Origin of the sequence: Flavobacterium sp. NRK F7, assembly GCF_024054195.1 — a bacterium.
Lineage (GTDB): Bacteria > Bacteroidota > Bacteroidia > Flavobacteriales > Flavobacteriaceae > Flavobacterium.
The window spans coordinates 1294953-1312882 of sequence record NZ_JAMXLB010000001.1; the positions used below are offsets into that span (position 1 = coordinate 1294953).

Genomic DNA, 17930 nt, shown 5'->3' on the forward strand with positions numbered 1-17930 from the left:
ATTTTGATTTAGTAAATGGTTTGTAACTCAATACATTGCTAGTTTAAATATTATTTTTGTGTAAACATTTGAAAATAAATGAAATAAAAAGATTTTGTATGCATTAAAAGATTACCTTTGTTTCAATTATAATATATATTTATGAACATTTTTGTAGGAAGTCTTCCTTTTAGTATTGAGGAAGCAGATTTAAGAGGTTTTTTTGAAGAGTATGGAACTGTTGATTCAGTTAAGATTATCTCTGATAAATTTACTGGAAGAAGTAAAGGATTTGGATTCGTTGAGATGCCAAATGATGCGGAAGCACAAAAAGCTATCGATGAGTTAAATGGTGGTACTGTTGAAGGCAGAACTATCGTTGTAAACAAATCTGAACCAAAACCTGAAGGTGAAAGAAGATCTTTCAACCGTAATGGAAATGGTGGAGGAGGAAGAGGAAACTTTTCTAACAGAGATAACAATAGAGGTGGTCGTTACTAATTATCTGTAGTGTTATAAATTAAAAATCCCGATTTTTTCGGGATTTTTTTATTTAATTAAGTTTGGCAATCGTTTTAAATAGTCCAGCCGAAGCTAATAAATATGCGTTTTCCAAGGCAATATTGGAAAGTTGTGAACTTACTACAGTATTTTCTCTCGAATTAATCAAAAACAAAGAGCTTTCTCCCATTTGAAACAATCGTTCTTCTGCTGCAAGCATGGTGTTGTAATCATTTACCAAAGTAGTATTTAAAATACGTTGTTTTCTAAAGGATTCAATTTCTTGTTTTTGCGCTTCTATTTTATTGGCTAAATTTTCTTTTTCAAATTGTAAACTCAACTCACTGTCCTGAACTTTTAGTTGGGCTAACTTTAAACTGGCTCTTTCTTTTCTTAAAAATAATGGAAAAGAAAAATTCACTCCAATTTTGTAATCTTCAAAGCGATAATTTTCAAATGCACTAGGCTCAGATAGATAATTATAACTAAGATCCAATTTGGGTAAAATCCGATTGGCCTGTAATCGACGGTCGGTGTTTAAAATATCAATTTTAGATTGTAATGCATTTAATTTAGGATGATTATCCAGATTAAGTAGTAAATAATCTTCAATATTTAATGTGGTTAAAATCGTTTTTTCAATATTTAAATCGGGATATAATACATCTTCTAGTTCTAATGGGATATTGTTTTCTGTCCATAAAAAATTAGATAACTCGAGCTTCGCTTTGGTTAATTTTAATTGCGCATTTTCCAAATTTAACTTTCTAGATTTCACAGTTATTCCTGCTTCAATACTATCGATACCGGCTTTGTCTCCTTGTTCAATTAAGGTTATAATTCCTTTGTAACGTTCCGTTGCATTTTCTAAATAATTGGTATATAATTGTTTTTCGTCGTAACTTCTTTTCCAATTAATATAACTTACCGTTGCAGCATGAAGAATAGCAATTATTTCTAAATCTCTTTCGGCTTGATTTAATTTTTGATACGATTTGGCTTTTCTTAATTCTGCCATTCTTTCATTTATCCAAAGCCCTTGTCCAATAGGGATTGTAATTCCTAATGATGTTAATCCTGAATTTGGGACTGAATTTTCTGGATTCAAATAAATACCTTCATTATTATCAAAGGCTGCTTTAATTTCGATACCATACCAAGTTGGTATTTTAAAACTACCATTGAATAAGGAATAGTAGGTTTTATCGGAATATTGCTTTTTTAAGAAATCGGCTTCAATTTTTGGATCAAAAGCACCTCTGGCTTTCATTAGCTTTGCTTGAGCTTCAGAGATTTTTAAATCGGCTTGTTTGACCAAAGGATGGTATTTCTTTACATAGCCAAGAAACTCTTCAAAAGTAAATTCCCTTGAAGGTTCTTGAGCAACTATAAAACAGCTTAAAAACAAGAAGATAATGCAAATGTTTGATTTCATACTCTTATTTTTTTTCCGATTTATTTTTTGTGCTTTCTGGTTGGTAAAAATTAGGAGGGAAGCCGTTTAAGGTTCTCCAAATTTCAAACCAAATAGGCACATCTTCTAATAAAGCTATAGACTGTGTTCCTGCGCCAATACTTAATTGTTCTGGCCATTTCTTATCATTTGGATCTGGTGCAATTAAGACACGATATTTTCCATTTTCACTGATGAAATTTTCTTTTGCAACAACGATACCTCCAAATGTACCATAGGAAGCTCCAGGCCATCCACTGAATACAATTGTTGGCCATCCATCAAACCAAACCCTTACTTTCTCTCCTTTATTTATCAGTGGAAAATCTACAGGCTCTATATACGTTTCTACAGCAATTTCAAAATTAGCAGGCATGATACTTACTATAGACGTGCCTTCTTTTATAGTTTCACCAATACCTGATTGAATCGCTCTGTTTACATAACCATCTTGAGGTGCAGTAATGTAATATAAACCATTTCTGATTTGATAATTGGTGTATTGGTTTTTTAATTTATTCACTTGTGCTTCTGTATCGTATTGTGAACTCAAGGCTGTTTGTTTATCACTACTTGCTTTGGCTCTCTTTTCTGCATATTCTGCAGCAATACGATTCAATTCCATCGAAGCATTTAAAATTTCATTTTGGCTGGCTAAATATTTATTTTCTTGTGTGATTATTTTTGCCTGCATTTCTTGTAATTTAACTCTTTTCTCTTCAACGTCTGTAAGTGGTTTTAAACCTTCTTTATTTAAATTTACAGCTCTATTGAATTGTGTTTCTGCAATTTTTAATTGTGTTTTTACAGCTTCTAAATCAATACTGTCACTTTTTACTTTTAAATACGCTTGTTTTAATTTGTTCTCTGCTTGTTTGTATTTTAAGTTCTTTTCGCTTTCTATGGCACCAAGTTGCATCTCAAGAGCTTTTACTTTGCTGGCATAAGAATTGACTGCGTTTTCTTTAGCAATTACTTGATTTCCAGTGTTTTCTACTAAATTAGGATCTAAATAATCTTCTTTAATTTCAGAAATAAACAAAATGGTGTCTCCTTTTTTAACGAAATCACCTTCATTCACATACCATTTCTCAATTCGACCTGCAATAGCTGAATGAATGTTTTGGGGTCTTTGATTTGGTTTTAAAGTAGTTACAAAACCAGAACCCGATATGTTCTGCGTCCAAGGAAGAAAAAGAAAAAGTAAGACTAAAATGGCCATAGCGCCTAAAAGTCTTTTAATAAACAAATAGCCTTTATTCTCTGCAAAAACGCTATTGGATTTATATTTTGATAAATCAAGATAGGAATCTACTCTATTCTTAGTTATATTTAGCATTATTTTTCAATTTAGACTTTAAACAATTTGACCATTTTCTAATGTAATAATTTGAGTGGCATGAGGTAACCAATCTTTACTTGATGCGGTTACGACAACTGTCCAAGGATGATTTTTATCCATTAAAAAATCAATAATTTTTTGAGACTGTTTCTTGTCAATCTTATTAATAGGATCTTCTAATAAGATAATTTCAGGTTTGGATAAAATACACCTTGCTAAAATAATTTTTTGTACTACAGAAGCATTTATTTGTTTACCACCAGGAAATAAAGGAGTGTCTAAACCTAAAGGTAATGTTTTAATAAAATCAATTAATTGGACTTGCTCCAAAACAGTATTAATCTCATTTATTTTAAGGTTTTCATTCTGACATGTAATGTTGTCTAGAATAGTTCCTTCAAAAGTGGAATCATCTCGTGTAATTAAACCAATTTTGGATCGATAATTTCCTATGTTTATTTTGTCAATGTTCACATTGTTTACAAATAATGTTCCTGTACTTGGATCTATTATTTTGGCTAACAATCGGATAAGCGTACTTTTTCCTGAACCGTTTTCACCTTTAATAACAACACGTTCTTTTGGACGAATGGTTAAGTTAATGTTGTTTAAAATAGGAATTTCGGCTTGAGGGTATTTATAATATACATTTTTTACTTCTAAAGTTATGCCTTCATTGTCTAAAAAGAAATTTTGTGAATTACTTTCCTTTTCAATTTCTAAATCAGAAACAGCTCCTAATTTTTCTAATGAAGTTAATACATCATAAAAAAGTTCTAACCCACCAAATAATTTTTCAACGGCTGTAATAATAGTTAAGATAATAATTTCAGCCGCTACAAATTGACCAATGTTCATTTGTTGACTTAAAACCAAAATACCTCCAATAATTAATAATCCAGCAGTAATAATGGTTTTAAATCCGACCAATTGGATGAATTGACGCTTTAAAATTTTAAAATGTTTTTCTCTATAATTTAAATAATCACTTACTAAATCATCATTTTTACTTAGAGAGAATTCAAATAGATTTTGATTTTTAAAACTCAAATGATTTCTTGCAATTTCTTGTATCCAATGCGCTACTTTATATTTGTATTTAGACTCTTTTAAACTCGTTTCTAATCCTACTTTGAAATTAGCTTTAAAAATAAAATAGAGTAATCCTAGGAGAAGTATTCCAAAAAGAATAAAAAAAGGATGGTATAAAGAAAGGAGTATAATTCCAAAGAGAATTTGTAAAATGGCTGCCGAAATATCTAATAATAATTTTGAAAATCCTTTTTGAACCGACAAGGTATCAAAAAAACGATTCGCTAATTCTGGTGGATATTGATTGTATAATTGGTTGAATTTTATTTTTGGGAAACGGAATGAAAAATCAAAGGAAGAACGCACAAATATTTTTTGTTGCAAATTTTCAGTTATTCGGTATTGCATAATTTTGAATACGCCTACTAAGATTACCCCAATAACCACTACAATAACTAAAATTCCCCAAGAAGTAGATACTTTTCCAGCTTGAATAAAATTAACTATTGATTGAATTCCTAATGGTAAAGTTAAACTAATCAAACCACCAAAAATGGAATAAAGAAAAATTTGATAAATATCTCTTTTATCAATTAGAATTAAGTTTTTAAATCTTTCTAATGGTGTCATAGTACTGTTTTTTTAATTAAGTCGATATAGAAATCAGCTAAACAATTGGATTCGGATAAATTGGTGATGTTTTTAAAATGTTCTTTTAAATAATGTTGATGCAATGCACCTTGAACTATGGTTGAAGCTAATGTTTTTGCATATTTATAATCAGGATTCACTTCTTCAATCATCAAAATAATGCGATTAACAACACTTTTATAGACTAAAAAATAGCCTTCTTTGTTCTCTTCATCTACTTCTTTCGTTAAAAAAGTTTTGGTAAACTCTCCAATGATAATTTTATTTAAAATAGATTCATTAATATGTGTTATAGAGAGATCATCTTTTATTTCTTCTGTTACAATCTCTATCGCATTGGCTAATTTTTCCATTGGATCCGAAACATTAGCGGTAGCAAATACCAACCGATACTCAATCCAGGACCAGTACCATGAAGACAAGTAAAGAAGCAACTTATGTTTGTTTTCAAAATAACGGTAAATCGAACTTTCATTGGATTGAATTTTATCGCCTAACTTTTTAAACGTAAAAGATTCAAATCCAATTTCGTGAATTAATAAAATGCTATGTTCAATAATTTTTTTTCCTAAACCTGAAGTTTCAGGGTTTTTAACATAGAGTTTCTCATTCACACTTATACTAAGATTGTTAAGTAAATTAGTCATAACTGATATTTATACTTACAAATATAATAGTATTACTATTAATTATTGAAAGTTTAACTTTTATTTTAGAATTGTTACAAAAAAAATCCTGGAAGAACCAGGATTGAATGAAAATCGTTTTTTAATTATCTTTTTAAAGTAAAATGGCTTTTGAATTCTTTTGTAATATTGTCTTTCGTATAGACTAATTTAAACCAATAATCAGATGATGGTAACGGTTTTTCATTAAATGTTCCATCCCAGCCAGCGCCATTAGGAGCTAATTGTTTTAAGAGTTTGCCATATTTATCAAATATATAAATGGTTAAAACATCAATAGTTTCACTTCCTTGTATATTCCAAGTATCGTTAAAACCATCTCCATTAGGTGTAAAAAAACGTGGAAAATCAGCAATAATAAATTCGGTATAGGCATCTCCACACCCAAATTTATTTCTCACACTTAAAGTATATTTTCCTGGTAAAACATTTGTAAAAATTGGGTCTTCTTGCCAAGATGTTCCGTCAATACTATATAAATAGTCGGAAGAATTAGGTAATGCAATAGCAGTAATTGTGTTTTCTGTATCAAAAGCAATTAATTCTGACGGAGATGCTGTTATGGAATTAGGAGCTAATGATGTTGCTGTTGTAAAATTGAAAATGCTAGAACACATTGCTGCATTAGAAATATTAGTAACCATAACTGAATATTCTCCAACTGTTGAGGTTACAAAAGAAGGGTTTGTTTCATTATTTATTTCATTGCCAGTTATTGCATCAAAACCATTATACCAGGTAAAACTATAGTTGGTTGTATCTAATCCAGTTTTAACTTCTACGGGAGTAATTGTATTGGTTTCTTGATCTGTACATATAATGTATGGTTCGTTAGATATGATATTTTCAGGATAAGGTCTTACATATAAATCTAATTCTAAAATTTTAAAACAAGCGATATTGAGTTCTGAATCTCTATTTACTTTGCTGTTTAAACGAACATATATTTTCTGATAATTAGCGATTGTATTGGTAAATTGAGTCGGATTGTAGATATAAGTGTTAGTGTTATTTAATGCATCATTTAAATCGATATAATAACTAAAAACGATATCTGTTGTGGGAGTTGAACCAGCCATTTCGTTTTCACGAACGGTTAAATCAAAAACATCAAACCCAGCATCATTACATATTTCTAAAGGTGTTGGGTTATTCGAAGCACCTGGGTTTGGTAGTACAGCAAGGTCTAAAGTAGTTGTTGCGGCACAATTATTATTAGCAGTATCAATTACATTAATGTATACAGTAGCAGTGGCACTTTCATAATTCGAAGGAGTTGCAATTGCATTACCAGTATTTAAATCAGCAAGTGTTTCATAAAAAGTAACTTGATAATTTGAATTTCCAGCCGTAATTTGATTAATTCTAGATTCTAAATCAAAAAATGCTGTAGTTTCACCACAATGAGTAATAGGACTAGGTTGAACTAGTGTTGGATTAGGAGATACATTGATGTCAAAATTAATAATTGAAACACATTGCGTAGCGGTATCAAATAACCTAATATAATAAGTTTTAGTGCCAAGTGTTAAAGGTAATGCTATATTTTTATTTATTGCGTTTTGATTATTTAGAGCCTCTGAAAAGGAGTTAAAATAGGAGGTAACTACAGTAGGATTTTGTCCTGTTAATGCTTCTGCGTCATTAGAGCTTAATGTATAATTATCTAATACACATATCATTGCTGTACTTACAGTAGTTTGCAAAGGTGGTGTTGTTACAATTACATCAAATGTGCCTACACTTTCACAACTAGCTGTAGTTGCTGAAATAACTCTTGCATAAATAGTAGTAGTTCCAATTGGCATTTGATTGGCATTGGTTAAACCATTTAAACCAGTAGAAGCATCTGAGGTATTGTCATGAAATGTTATAATTACATTTGATAAAGGGAAATAGGTATTCTTTATAAAAGTTCTTTGGGCTTCAAAATCAACAAAACCATAGGTTTGATTTATTTCAGGGCAAACGGGAGCCATATCTGGATAATTAGATAAGTTTGTTGGGTTTACCTGAATTGTAATTACTGCTGTTCCCGAAGAGGTACAATTTGGTGTAATAGCTTCATTAACGGCTTTTACATAGATAGTTTGGTTAAATGGCGAACTCGTGTTACTATAATTGGTTGGGTTTGTAATGGCATTGGTTAAACCTGCATCTTGATAATAATAAAGTGTTAATCCAGGAGTTGCATTCGTAATTATATCATATAAACTGGTTAAATTCATTTCAGCAATTCCATCTAAAGTTGAGGGAATGTAATCGCATTGTTCAAAAAGAATTGGAATGGTGTTTACTACTGGAAGGGCATTTATTGTAATTGAAACTGTATTTGAAGTAAAAGAACATGTATTTTGTTCGGTTGCTATCAAATAATAAGTGGCTGTTGTGTTTATGGCTTGGTTACTAGCATTAACATCATAGTTTGGTGTTGTAATTCCTGTTGGAAAACCATCTTTATACCATTCGTAAGTTACATTGGAATTGAGAGAAGCATTTATATTATTAGATGTAATGGTGTAAGTATCTCCTTCACAAATGGTTTGGTCACTTTGTATAGTAATATTGGGATTTGCTATAATTCTAATGGTATTCGATTGTACATCAGAACAGGAATTGTTAGAAACAACAACATAATAATCCCCTGGAAGCGTTGGGGTAATTGAAGGATTTGTTTGTCCAGTTATTGGAGAAGTGTTTAAATACCATTGGTAACTTAAAACATCAACGGTAGGATCTAACAAGGCATTGTTAGAAATTGTTGTACTTAAAACAGGATTAGTGTTCAAACACACCGTATTTGAATTTTGAATACTGCTATCGGGAACAACATGAAAGCTTAAATCAATATCTGTGCTACTATCTTGTACAATACTAGGGTTGGTAATATCATAAGCTGTTGTTTCTACCCTATAATTTCCCGTTTCACTTACAGTTATGGTGTTAGTTGGGCTGGTTGAATCTGTTATTGTAGTTCCAATTTGAACACCATCTTTATACCATGTATAGCTAAATCTTAAATTAGAAACCAAACCACTAAAGTTCGTCACATCAACTGTTGCCATGATGTCTTTAGTTGCGGGTTTACAATAATCGGTAGATGTAATATCGGTTCCATCTGTATTTGTAATTTTCGTTAGAGATAGAAAGTCACAATTTGTAGATCCCGAACCTGAAATTTGAGTTACAGTTATGTTACCAGCTATATTAGAGTAATTGTCGATTAGCATAACATACAACTGTCCAGTTGTAGCATTTGGAATATTAATATTTTCTATACTTGCTGCAGACCAACTACAATCTATTTCTGTTCCTGTATTTAATTGATTACAAACATTATTTAGTGTTGTAAAGGGGCCCCAAAGAACAAAATCTACATCTGTTCCATTGCCAGATAAATCGGTTTGGCTAATTTGTAAAGTAATAGGGCCAGAATTTTGAATTTTTATAAAAAACCAAGTAGGTCCTTGAAAATTCTCTCCAATACAAGTAGTATTAAAGTTTTCTCCATTTTGACCCACTGAGTTTGAAAACGGAATATTTGTCGCACAGGATTGATAGGCTTCAGGGTTTGCGGCTAATTCTGCACAAGAGGAAGCTCCTCCTTGACCAAATAGTGAAAAACTGAGTAAAAAACTGAATATCAGTGTAAAATGTATTGATTTCATAGCAATAATAAACTTGGTCACAAAAATATAAAAAACAAGGACTTATTGTTACATAAATCGTTTTTTAACGTAGTTTATTCGCTGTAAATATGACGATAAGGCTTTTTGGATAGAATAGTAACCATGTCTTTTTCTAAATTTTCAACGGGAGATTCTACAATTCTGTTTAATTCTTTGCCGTTTTCAAAGAAAATAAAAGTGGGAACATTTGTTATATTTAGTTCTTTTTCGAATGCTTCAGGGGTTGGTTTATCTCTTAACATGGTAATTAACGTTACCTTGTCTTCTGGAAAATTAATTTCATTTAAAATTTTATAAAACTTGGGTACTTGATTCTGGCTGTCTTCGCACCATGTTGCCATAAAAATGGTAATGCTGTAGTTGAAATTGATTCCTTTTAAGGAGTTGATAATTTCAGAATCCGGTTGATAATCAGTAAAGCCATTTTCAAACCACTCTTTAAATGGTTCTTGTAATAAGTCATTTTTTTGAGTCTTACCAACTAGAATTCCATCGCCAATTTCTTTTGGTTTGTCTTTCTTAACCAAATTCAATCCAAGAGCAGCTTTTCCATCTTTCCCGTTTGCTCCATCTATTCCATTGCTTTCATTTGTTCCATTTGTTCCAGGTTTTCCATCTTCACCTTTAGAATGTAATGCACAACTGTTGATAATTAGGAGAAGGAAGAATAAGCTAATTTTTTTCATAATTTATTTATTTTTTGAAACAGCAATGATAACTCCAAAATTGCCATCGGTTTGTATCCAATTTTCTTTAGGTAAATAAGTTCTTGATACAAAACCGTCTAAATATAAAGCATTTTTACATCCTAGATTTTTAAAATAGGTAGCAAAATCATAAAAATTGATTTCTTTTTTTGACATGGCAAAAATAATTTCACCATTATCTAATATTCCTACACCATTTCTAATATTTAGATTTTTAGATCCTTTGGCAAAAGCATCATGTATTTTGTCGTTTACTACTAGCATTGGACCAGATTGTGTGGCATACTTAATATTTTCAGAATATTTGAATTTTTCTGTTATTGTAATATATGCTTTGTTTTCATCGGTAATATAAAAAACACCATTTGGTTTCAAATAAAAATTGCCCTTACCTGCAATAGTGTCTAGTGATGTTTTTTTGATATAATTTTCTATATATAACCCTTGAGGCGAAAAATCTTTTTTATACATACCACCATTGGTTGCAAAAATCAATTCTTTATTTTTTGTTATCAACCATTTTTTTAAGTTGGTGATACTTTTAAAATTTAAATTTTTCTCATTTTTCCAATAAAAAGAAATTATTTCTTTAGTTGGATTTACTTTATAGGTAACGAAATCTTCTGTATTTTCTTTTTGAAATAAAGTAAAACAACTAAATAGAAATAGTAAAAAAGAGACTAAAACAAGCGTTTTTTTCATTTACAATAACGATTTGCAAGTCATAGCTTCAGGTTTTGGAATATCCATTAAATCTAATATAGTAGGAGCAATATCGCCTAATACGCCATCGTGAATCGTTTTTAATTCTTTGTCAATTAAAATAAGAGGAACTGGATTCGTAGTGTGTGCTGTATTTGGTGTGCCATCTGGATTAATCATGGTTTCACAATTCCCGTGATCAGCAATAAGTAGCGTAGTGTAGCCATTTTCCAAAGCGGTTTCCACAACTTCTTTTACACAAATATCTACAGCTTCACATGCTTTAATAGCTGCTTCCATTACACCCGTGTGTCCTACCATGTCTCCATTTGCAAAGTTAAGGCATACAAAATCCACTGCTCCGTTTTTTAATTCAGGAACTAAAGCATCTTTTAATTCGTAAGCACTCATTTCGGGTTGTAAATCGTAGGTAGCCACTTTGGGTGAATTTTTCAAAATACGACTTTCTCCAGCAAATGGTTCTTCTCGACCACCTGAAAAGAAAAAAGTTACATGTGGGTATTTTTCTGTCTCGGCAATACGAATTTGTTTTTTACCCGCTTTTTCCAAAACTTCTCCTAAAGTTTCAGTGATATTATCTTTGTCATAAATCACTTGTACATTTTTATAGGTTTCATCATAATTGGTCATGGTAACATAATACAAATTCAATTTGTGCATGTTTTCTTCATGAAAATCTTGTTGCGATAACGCTTCTGTTAGTTCACGCCCTCTATCGGTTCTAAAATTGAAGAAAATAACAACATCGTCTTCCTTTATAGTTGCAATGGGTTGATCATTAGAGTCAGTCATTACAATAGGTTGGATGAATTCATCAGTTACATTGTTTTCATAACTGTTAAGAATGCTTTGTGTTGCATTTTTAGAAGGTGTGCCTTGTCCGTTTACAACTAAATCATAAGCTAATTTTACTCTTTCCCATCTTTTATCTCGGTCCATGGCATAATATCTTCCAATTACAGAAGCTAACTTGGCATTAGTATGAGATAAATAACTTTGAAGATTCTCAATATATTGTGCCCCAGATTTTGGATCTACGTCTCTACCATCTGTAAAGGCATGAACAAACATATTTTGAACGCCTAAACTTTGGCCAACATCAATTAAACCTCTTAAATGAGAAGTATGACTATGAACACCACCATCCGAAACTAATCCTAAAAAATGAACGGCTTTGTTGTTTTTCTTAGCATATTCAAAAGCATCTGTTAAAGGTTTTTCTTGGTTCATCGTTTTATTGGCTACGGCCAAATTAATCTTTGCTAAATCTTGATACACAATTCTTCCAGCGCCTAAATTCATGTGTCCCACTTCGCTATTTCCCATTTGGCCTTCAGGTAATCCTACATTCAAACCATCTGTTCTTAATTGCGCATTGGGGTATTGGGTATATAGACTATCAATAAATGGAGTATGTGCATTATCAATTGCGGAAACTTTTGGGTCAGGAGACTTTCCCCAACCATCTAATATCATTAAAATTACTTTCTTATTCATTTTGGATGTGTTTCTACAAATATAACTATTTGAGAAATTCAGACAGAAAAAAGATAGTTGAATTTAACAATAAAAATGCGAAAACGATTGAGTAATTATAAAGCGTTTTTAACTTTTTTTAATCCAATTTTTAGCTTGATTGTAATCGATGAAATAACGAATGCTAATTGAAAAAGTATGGTTTAAATTGTCAGTAAAAAGGTGGTCAAAGTTAGTTTTGAAATTTTTGTCGATATCATTGGAATAATTTGCTGCATTATTTCGATAAAGAATTGTTGCTTGACTACCTGGAGCAAACCACCAAGAATAGGATAAGTCTAAATTCCAAGTACTAAAATTAGAATTTTTATTATCGGTATAATCGTTTTTTTCAAGAAGTCTCCCATTGTCTTGAAGTATGTAAATCGTATTGTTTTCAGCAAATGACCAATAATGTCTAACGGATAGATTGAAATTCATTTGACTATTAATTGAAAATTTACTGGTTAAAGCATTATTAATAGTATGACGATCTCTTTGCGCTATAATAATTTCATCGGAAGTGCTTAAATAATCAATATAACCGATGTTGTTTTTTTGAATGTAAGGGTTAATAGAGTAAATTAAAGAAAATTTATCACTAAAGCGGTATCTTGGACTAATAAAGATATCAAAATCATAACGGCCACTTTGATCATAAAAAAGATGGGAAAGTTGCAAATCAAAAGCGAATTTATAATTATAGTTTGACGAAAATCCAGCCCAATAGCTTTGTAGTCTTGGTAAAATAAGATATCTCCCTTCATGTCTTGGTTCATAATAATCATAACGTTCAAAAGGTTTTATTCTGTAACCAAAACCAAAATAATGATTGTCTTTTGAAGTGGTGTTAACATCTAAACTGAAATTATTGTTTTGTATTTCATTACTCGCATTATTGTGTTCCATATACGTATATAAACCCACATTAAAAGAATTAAAAGTTTTGGTTGGCGTTAATATACGATAAGAAGCGTTGGCATAATAACTATAATAGTTGTTTAGAAATACAATTCCTAGATCGTTTTTGTCAAAATCTTTAGAGAGGTATTCACCGCCAATACTAAAACGATAATTTCCAGAAGTTTCTCCTAAGGCAAGATTAGATTCAATTCCATTTTTATTTTCTATATCAAACGTATTACTCAAGTTTATTTTTCCAGATAAATTATAGGTGTTTTTTGGAGTGTTTAAATCAAAAACCAAACCCGCAACATTGGCATCTCTGTAACTTCCATTTCGAGTTACATTCGTATTAATAAAGGTTACAGATGAATTTTGATTAAATCGTTGGTCAAAAACAGTTACATTGTAATTAGTTAACGGAGCAACTATGGCTTCTCTTGTATTTCCAGATGCGTTATCTTTTATAATTACTTTGGTCTCTTCAGTAATTGCATTTAGAAAACCTATTCCTAATCCATCGTTGTTACGACCTGAAATTTTAATAGCGTTGAGTAAATTAGTCGTTGTAGGGAATTCTTCAATGACTTCATTGTTATTTAAGTCGGGATAAAATTGAGGTGAAGCACCAATTCTTCTCGTGTAAAGTAAATTTCCTTTGTTGAACAAATCGGTTCCTTCAGTGAAGAAAGGTCTATTTTCATTGAATTGTTGTTCAAAAGGACCCAAATTTAATTCCACATTGTCAAATTTGGTTTGACCAAAATCAGGAATTAAGATAGCGTCTAAAGTAAAAGCATCATTAATACCATATTTAATATCTAAACCTCCTTTAAGTGTAAGTTCAGAATCTTCTTTGTTGGTGTTGTAGTAAGCTGATGTATAAGGAATTAAAAACAATCGAGTAGGAGGTTGAATGTTTTCAATACCTTTTAAAATACCAGCTTGTTGAGAAAAAGCACCTATAGTATTATAAACAGGTGACCAAGTGTATTTTTGTCTTGTTCTTCTTACTTCTCGAAAGAAATTAATTCCCCAGACTTGTTCTGTTTTTTTTGGAAAACGTAAAGCAGCATATGGGATTTTTATTTCAACTACCCAACCATAATCGGTTATTTTTGCTTTACTTGACCAGATAGCGTTCCAAGAATAATCTTCACCGTCTTGTGATGTAAAATTACAATCGGCCTGTCCATTGGCAGCAGTTACATAAAACTGAAAATCTTGTTGCCCGTCATTATAACCGTTTATAAATACTCCAAAAGAATCTGACGTTCCGAAATTATCTCTTTCTGTTATTTCTTTTAAGATTTTTTCTGGATGATTATCATATAAAGTTGCACCAATATATACGGCATCATTGTCATAGAGAACTTTGACTTCTGTTCGTAATTCTGGACTTTCTAGATTTCCATTGTCTGGAGATAAAGTGTAAAAATCTTTTGCAGGTAAAACTTTTGACCATTCTTCTTCATCAAGTTGACCATCAATTGAAATGATTGAAGTATTTTTTTCTGCTTTTGTGATTTTTTTAACACTTTTTGTGTTTAAAACTTCTTGTCCAAAGAAATAATTTGAAAATATGAACAATAAAAGGCAGAAAACGAAGTTATTATGCATGAAATCTTTTTTACAAATTTAGGATTATTCATTTTTGAGGGAAACAAATTATAAAATCTTTAACTTTTTGATATTAAATCGACTAAATGCATTTTTTTTCGATAAAAAGCATAAAAAAATTTGTTTGGTTAAAAATTTTAAATATATTTGGAACCTCAAATCAACCGAATAACTATTAGAACAACAATGAATTACAAATTATTTTCTCTTTTTGCCCTTAGTTTTATTTGCTTAAGCTTTACTTCTCTAAGCACTAGCAAAGAAATAAAAAATAATCTAACTGACCCAAAATTAGTAGCTTCAAATGCAAAAGTTTCTTTGGAGGCTAAATGTAAGTCATTTTATAATTCAATTCAATCTAATGAATTATCATTACCTAACTATGAAAGTTTTTCAAAAGCTTTTGAAGGTTATAATGAATTGAAAAAACAAGGAATTATTGAAAAAGAAATTTTAACAATTGTAGATTTTAGTTTGTCTTCAAATGAAGAAAGAATGTGGGTAATTAATATGACTACTAAAGAAATTATTCTTCGTTCATTGGTTGCTCACGGAAGAAATTCTGGAGAATTATTTGCAAACGATTTTTCAAACAAATCAGAATCATACCAAAGTAGTTTAGGTTTTTACACCACAGGAGAAACCTATGTTGGTAAGCATGGTTTATCATTGCGTTTAGATGGTTTAGAATATGGAATTAATGATCATGCAAGAGATCGTGCCGTAGTTGTTCACGGTGCCGATTATGTTTCAGAAGAATTTATCAAAGCAAACGGTCGTTTAGGAAGAAGTCAAGGATGTCCTGCGGTTCCAAATGAAATTTCAAAAGAGTTAATAGAATTGATAAAAGATAAATCTTGTTTATTTATTTATCATCCATCAAGAAATTATATTATCAAATCCAAATTAGTTTCGTAAAGCGGCATACAGTTTCTTGTCGAGATGATAAATGTCTTCACGAAATTGCAGACCGTCTTTAGAAAGCCAATTGGTCCAATACAATAAATAAACATTAATGTTGTTCTTAATTGGAACAGTTTTAATGTTTTTTTTGTTTATAATGCTGTCTATTTCTTCACTTGTCCAACCTTCATCTTCATTGAAAAGTATTTTTTCGGCTAAAAGTAATGGGTTTTCCACACGAACGCACCCCGAACTTAGCGCTCTGTATTCTCTAGAAAAATAATCTCTATGATTGGTGTCATGTAAATAAACCGTGTGTCTATTTGGGAAATTAAATTTAACTAGTCCTAAAGAATTGTTGTATCCAGAAACCTGAACATATCGGTACGACTTGGATGCATCAGAATTCCATTCTTCTGGCGTTACAACCTGTCCTGTTGAATCATAAATGGTTAATCTAGTTTTTTTGAAATATTCTAAATTTTTCTTAGCAGATGGAGTTAAGTCTTCTTTAATGATAGTTGGTGGAACGGTCCATGTAGGATTAAATACCAGATCAGATAACTTAGAAATCAATACAGGTGTGTTTCTTTTTGGTGTACCAACGACAATATTGTGTGTTGCAATAGTGTCATTTTTTTTTACATAAACAATATTGTAATTGGGAAGGTTTACCATAAGATATTCATTGCCAAAATCAATTGGAAACCATTTCCATCTTTCTAAATTGGCAATAATTTGTTGTTTTCTTTCTTCTTTTGTATAATTTAATGCTTGGACAGTGCCTTTTCCGATAACTCCATCAGCTTTAAGACCATGTCTCGATTGAAATTTCTTAACCGCTAAATAGGTGATAGTGTCATAGATGGCGGTAGTAATACTGTCTTTTTGAGTATAATCATTCCAATAGGCCAATTTCTTTTTAATGGCTATAATTTCATTAATAGTATCGTGCAATTGAATTTTATCTTTTACCTCTGTTTTATCAAACTTATATTCTGGAAATTGTTCAATTACAACTAAGCTTTCTTTTATTTTGGCATACACGAAGTGTTTTGGTTTTAACTCTTGAAATGTAGAAGCTACTGCTTTGTTTTTTATCGCTTTTTCTAGATAGGGAGAAAGACTTATTATTTTAGGAGTTAAGTCCCAATCAGTATATAATTTTTTTGGATTTAATTTACCTCTATATAAGTGTAAAGCTAATTTCTCAAAAGATTTGGTCAAGAGAATGTCATATTGAATTACTTCTTCATCCTCTAGTTTTTTTCTTTTGCCTTCTAAAGCAAGAATGTTTTTAAGGTTATAGTCTTCGGGATTCAAACCGTCTTTGTAACAGTTTTTAATTTCGTTTATTAATTCGGTTCTGTTTTTTAGGCTATACCAAATTTCATAATTGTTAAGTTTTTGATAGTAAATTTTGATACTATCTTCTAAACTTTCAATGTTTTCAGCGGATAAAGGTCTTACTACTTCTTGAGTAGTCGCATCTTTTATTAAACTATCGTCTATAGCGATTTCATTAGAGTTGTTTTTACAACCTACTAAAAGGGAAAACAAAAAGATAAATGGTATAAATTTTATCATAAAAGCGCTAATTGTTTTTAATGGCAATTTTTATTGGAATAAATAATAATTCTATAATCTAAAATGATACAGTGCAAAAATACACATGCATTTTATGTAAAGTATCATCATAAATAGTGATTTTTTACTCCTACTTTATTTAACTAATATACAGTTTTTTTTTATGACTGTATTGCTTCTTATATTGGTTTTTATCAATAATTTTAAACATTTCATCGTGTAATTAGAATAATTATAAAAAAGAAAGTCCTTTTTTTACGGTTTTGCAAATTTGTTTTTAAGTCTTAGATGAAATTTTTCATAAAGCCTTCTTAAAAGATATAGCTATAAGTATGCCAAAATTTAATTTTATAATGAAAACAAGAGAATTGGATTTGCTGAAAAAAAACAATAATATATAAAATATTCATTTTTAGATCTTTATGTGGGTAGGTGTTTGAGGGTTTATTATAGCTGAAAATAATCTGTAAAATTTTCTAAAAAAAATTTGCATCTAAGAAAAAAATTAGAGTATATTTGCAGCCACAAAAGGAAATCAGTTATTAATTGATTGAATTTTATGCGGAAGTAGCTCAGTTGGTAGAGCTCCAGCCTTCCAAGCTGGTTGTCGCGAGTTCGAGCCTCGTCTTCCGCTCTAAA

Annotated in this window: 12 protein-coding genes and 1 tRNA gene; 3 read left to right on the plus strand and 10 right to left on the minus strand. The window is 30.6% G+C overall.

Features of this window, described 5'->3' with window-relative positions; translation table 11 throughout:
- Nucleotides 1-141 precede the first annotated feature (141 nt).
- Complete coding sequence (locus NHF47_RS05525) at nucleotides 142-480, plus strand: RNA-binding protein (RefSeq protein ID WP_140997106.1); 339 nt, start codon at nucleotides 142-144, stop codon at nucleotides 478-480.
- 52 nt (nucleotides 481-532) lie between these two features.
- On the opposite strand, the gene NHF47_RS05530 is transcribed toward NHF47_RS05525, so the two are convergent.
- The 9 genes from NHF47_RS05530 to NHF47_RS05570 form a co-directional block, all read right to left on the minus strand.
- Complete coding sequence (locus NHF47_RS05530) at nucleotides 533-1915, minus strand: TolC family protein (protein WP_252763993.1); 1383 nt, start codon at nucleotides 1913-1915, stop codon at nucleotides 533-535.
- 4 nt (nucleotides 1916-1919) lie between these two features.
- Complete coding sequence (locus NHF47_RS05535) at nucleotides 1920-3272, minus strand: HlyD family secretion protein (RefSeq protein WP_252763994.1); 1353 nt, start codon at nucleotides 3270-3272, stop codon at nucleotides 1920-1922.
- Nucleotides 3273-3290: 18 nt separating this feature from the next.
- Nucleotides 3291-4937, minus strand: coding sequence for a peptidase domain-containing ABC transporter (locus NHF47_RS05540; RefSeq protein WP_252763995.1), 1647 nt, complete (start codon nucleotides 4935-4937; stop codon nucleotides 3291-3293).
- On the minus strand, nucleotides 4934-5605 hold the full coding sequence (locus NHF47_RS05545) for a TetR/AcrR family transcriptional regulator (RefSeq protein ID WP_252763996.1): 672 nt from the start codon (nucleotides 5603-5605) through the stop codon (nucleotides 4934-4936). Before NHF47_RS05545 ends, NHF47_RS05540 begins: the two co-directional genes overlap by 4 nt.
- A 125-nt stretch (nucleotides 5606-5730) precedes the next feature.
- A complete protein-coding gene (locus NHF47_RS05550) occupies nucleotides 5731-9312 on the minus strand; it encodes a T9SS type B sorting domain-containing protein (protein WP_252763997.1) in 3582 nt (1193 codons plus the stop codon).
- 74 nt (nucleotides 9313-9386) lie between these two features.
- Nucleotides 9387-10019: a thioredoxin family protein gene (locus NHF47_RS05555; protein WP_252763998.1), complete on the minus strand. Its 633-nt coding sequence runs from the start codon at nucleotides 10017-10019 to the stop codon at nucleotides 9387-9389.
- A gap of 3 nt (nucleotides 10020-10022) precedes the next feature.
- On the minus strand, nucleotides 10023-10742 hold the full coding sequence (locus tag NHF47_RS05560; RefSeq protein WP_252763999.1) for a phosphodiester glycosidase family protein: 720 nt from the start codon (nucleotides 10740-10742) through the stop codon (nucleotides 10023-10025).
- Nucleotides 10743-12260, minus strand: coding sequence for a 2,3-bisphosphoglycerate-independent phosphoglycerate mutase (gene gpmI, locus NHF47_RS05565; protein ID WP_252764000.1), 1518 nt, complete (start codon nucleotides 12258-12260; stop codon nucleotides 10743-10745). It lies immediately after the preceding gene.
- Nucleotides 12261-12368: 108 nt separating this feature from the next.
- Entirely contained in the window at nucleotides 12369-14801 is a 2433-nt protein-coding gene (locus tag NHF47_RS05570; RefSeq protein ID WP_252764001.1) for a DUF5916 domain-containing protein, read from the minus strand.
- A gap of 186 nt (nucleotides 14802-14987) precedes the next feature.
- Here NHF47_RS05570 and NHF47_RS05575 point away from each other — a divergent pair, with 186 nt between their 5' ends.
- Nucleotides 14988-15719, plus strand: coding sequence for a murein L,D-transpeptidase catalytic domain family protein (locus NHF47_RS05575; RefSeq protein WP_252764002.1), 732 nt, complete (start codon nucleotides 14988-14990; stop codon nucleotides 15717-15719).
- On the opposite strand, the gene NHF47_RS05580 is transcribed toward NHF47_RS05575, so the two are convergent.
- A complete protein-coding gene (locus NHF47_RS05580) occupies nucleotides 15708-17291 on the minus strand; it encodes a murein L,D-transpeptidase (RefSeq protein WP_252764003.1) in 1584 nt (527 codons plus the stop codon). The two genes, NHF47_RS05575 and NHF47_RS05580, sit on opposite strands and share 12 nt — an antisense overlap.
- 561 nt (nucleotides 17292-17852) lie before the next feature.
- Between NHF47_RS05580 and NHF47_RS05585 the strand changes: the two genes are divergently transcribed.
- Nucleotides 17853-17925, plus strand: a tRNA-Gly gene (locus tag NHF47_RS05585).
- The last annotated feature ends 5 nt before the right edge of the window (nucleotides 17926-17930 follow it).

Excerpts from the sequence above, each read along its gene's own strand:
- NHF47_RS05555 (WP_252763998.1), bottom strand. The coding sequence starts at position 10,019 with ATGAAAAAAATTAGCTTATTCTTCCTTCTCCTAATTATCAACAGTTGT.
- NHF47_RS05570 (WP_252764001.1), bottom strand. The coding sequence starts at position 14,801 with ATGCATAATAACTTCGTTTTCTGCCTTTTATTGTTCATATTTTCAAAT.
- NHF47_RS05550 (WP_252763997.1), bottom strand. The coding sequence starts at position 9,312 with ATGAAATCAATACATTTTACACTGATATTCAGTTTTTTACTCAGTTTT.
- NHF47_RS05535 (WP_252763994.1), bottom strand. The coding sequence starts at position 3,272 with ATGCTAAATATAACTAAGAATAGAGTAGATTCCTATCTTGATTTATCA.
- gpmI (WP_252764000.1), bottom strand. The coding sequence starts at position 12,260 with ATGAATAAGAAAGTAATTTTAATGATATTAGATGGTTGGGGAAAGTCT.
- NHF47_RS05540 (WP_252763995.1), bottom strand. The coding sequence starts at position 4,937 with ATGACACCATTAGAAAGATTTAAAAACTTAATTCTAATTGATAAAAGA.
- NHF47_RS05580 (WP_252764003.1), bottom strand. The coding sequence starts at position 17,291 with ATGATAAAATTTATACCATTTATCTTTTTGTTTTCCCTTTTAGTAGGT.
- NHF47_RS05530 (WP_252763993.1), bottom strand. The coding sequence starts at position 1,915 with ATGAAATCAAACATTTGCATTATCTTCTTGTTTTTAAGCTGTTTTATA.
- NHF47_RS05575 (WP_252764002.1), top strand. The coding sequence starts at position 14,988 with ATGAATTACAAATTATTTTCTCTTTTTGCCCTTAGTTTTATTTGCTTA.
- NHF47_RS05545 (WP_252763996.1), bottom strand. The coding sequence starts at position 5,605 with ATGACTAATTTACTTAACAATCTTAGTATAAGTGTGAATGAGAAACTC.
- NHF47_RS05525 (WP_140997106.1), top strand. The coding sequence starts at position 142 with ATGAACATTTTTGTAGGAAGTCTTCCTTTTAGTATTGAGGAAGCAGAT.
- NHF47_RS05560 (WP_252763999.1), bottom strand. The coding sequence starts at position 10,742 with ATGAAAAAAACGCTTGTTTTAGTCTCTTTTTTACTATTTCTATTTAGT.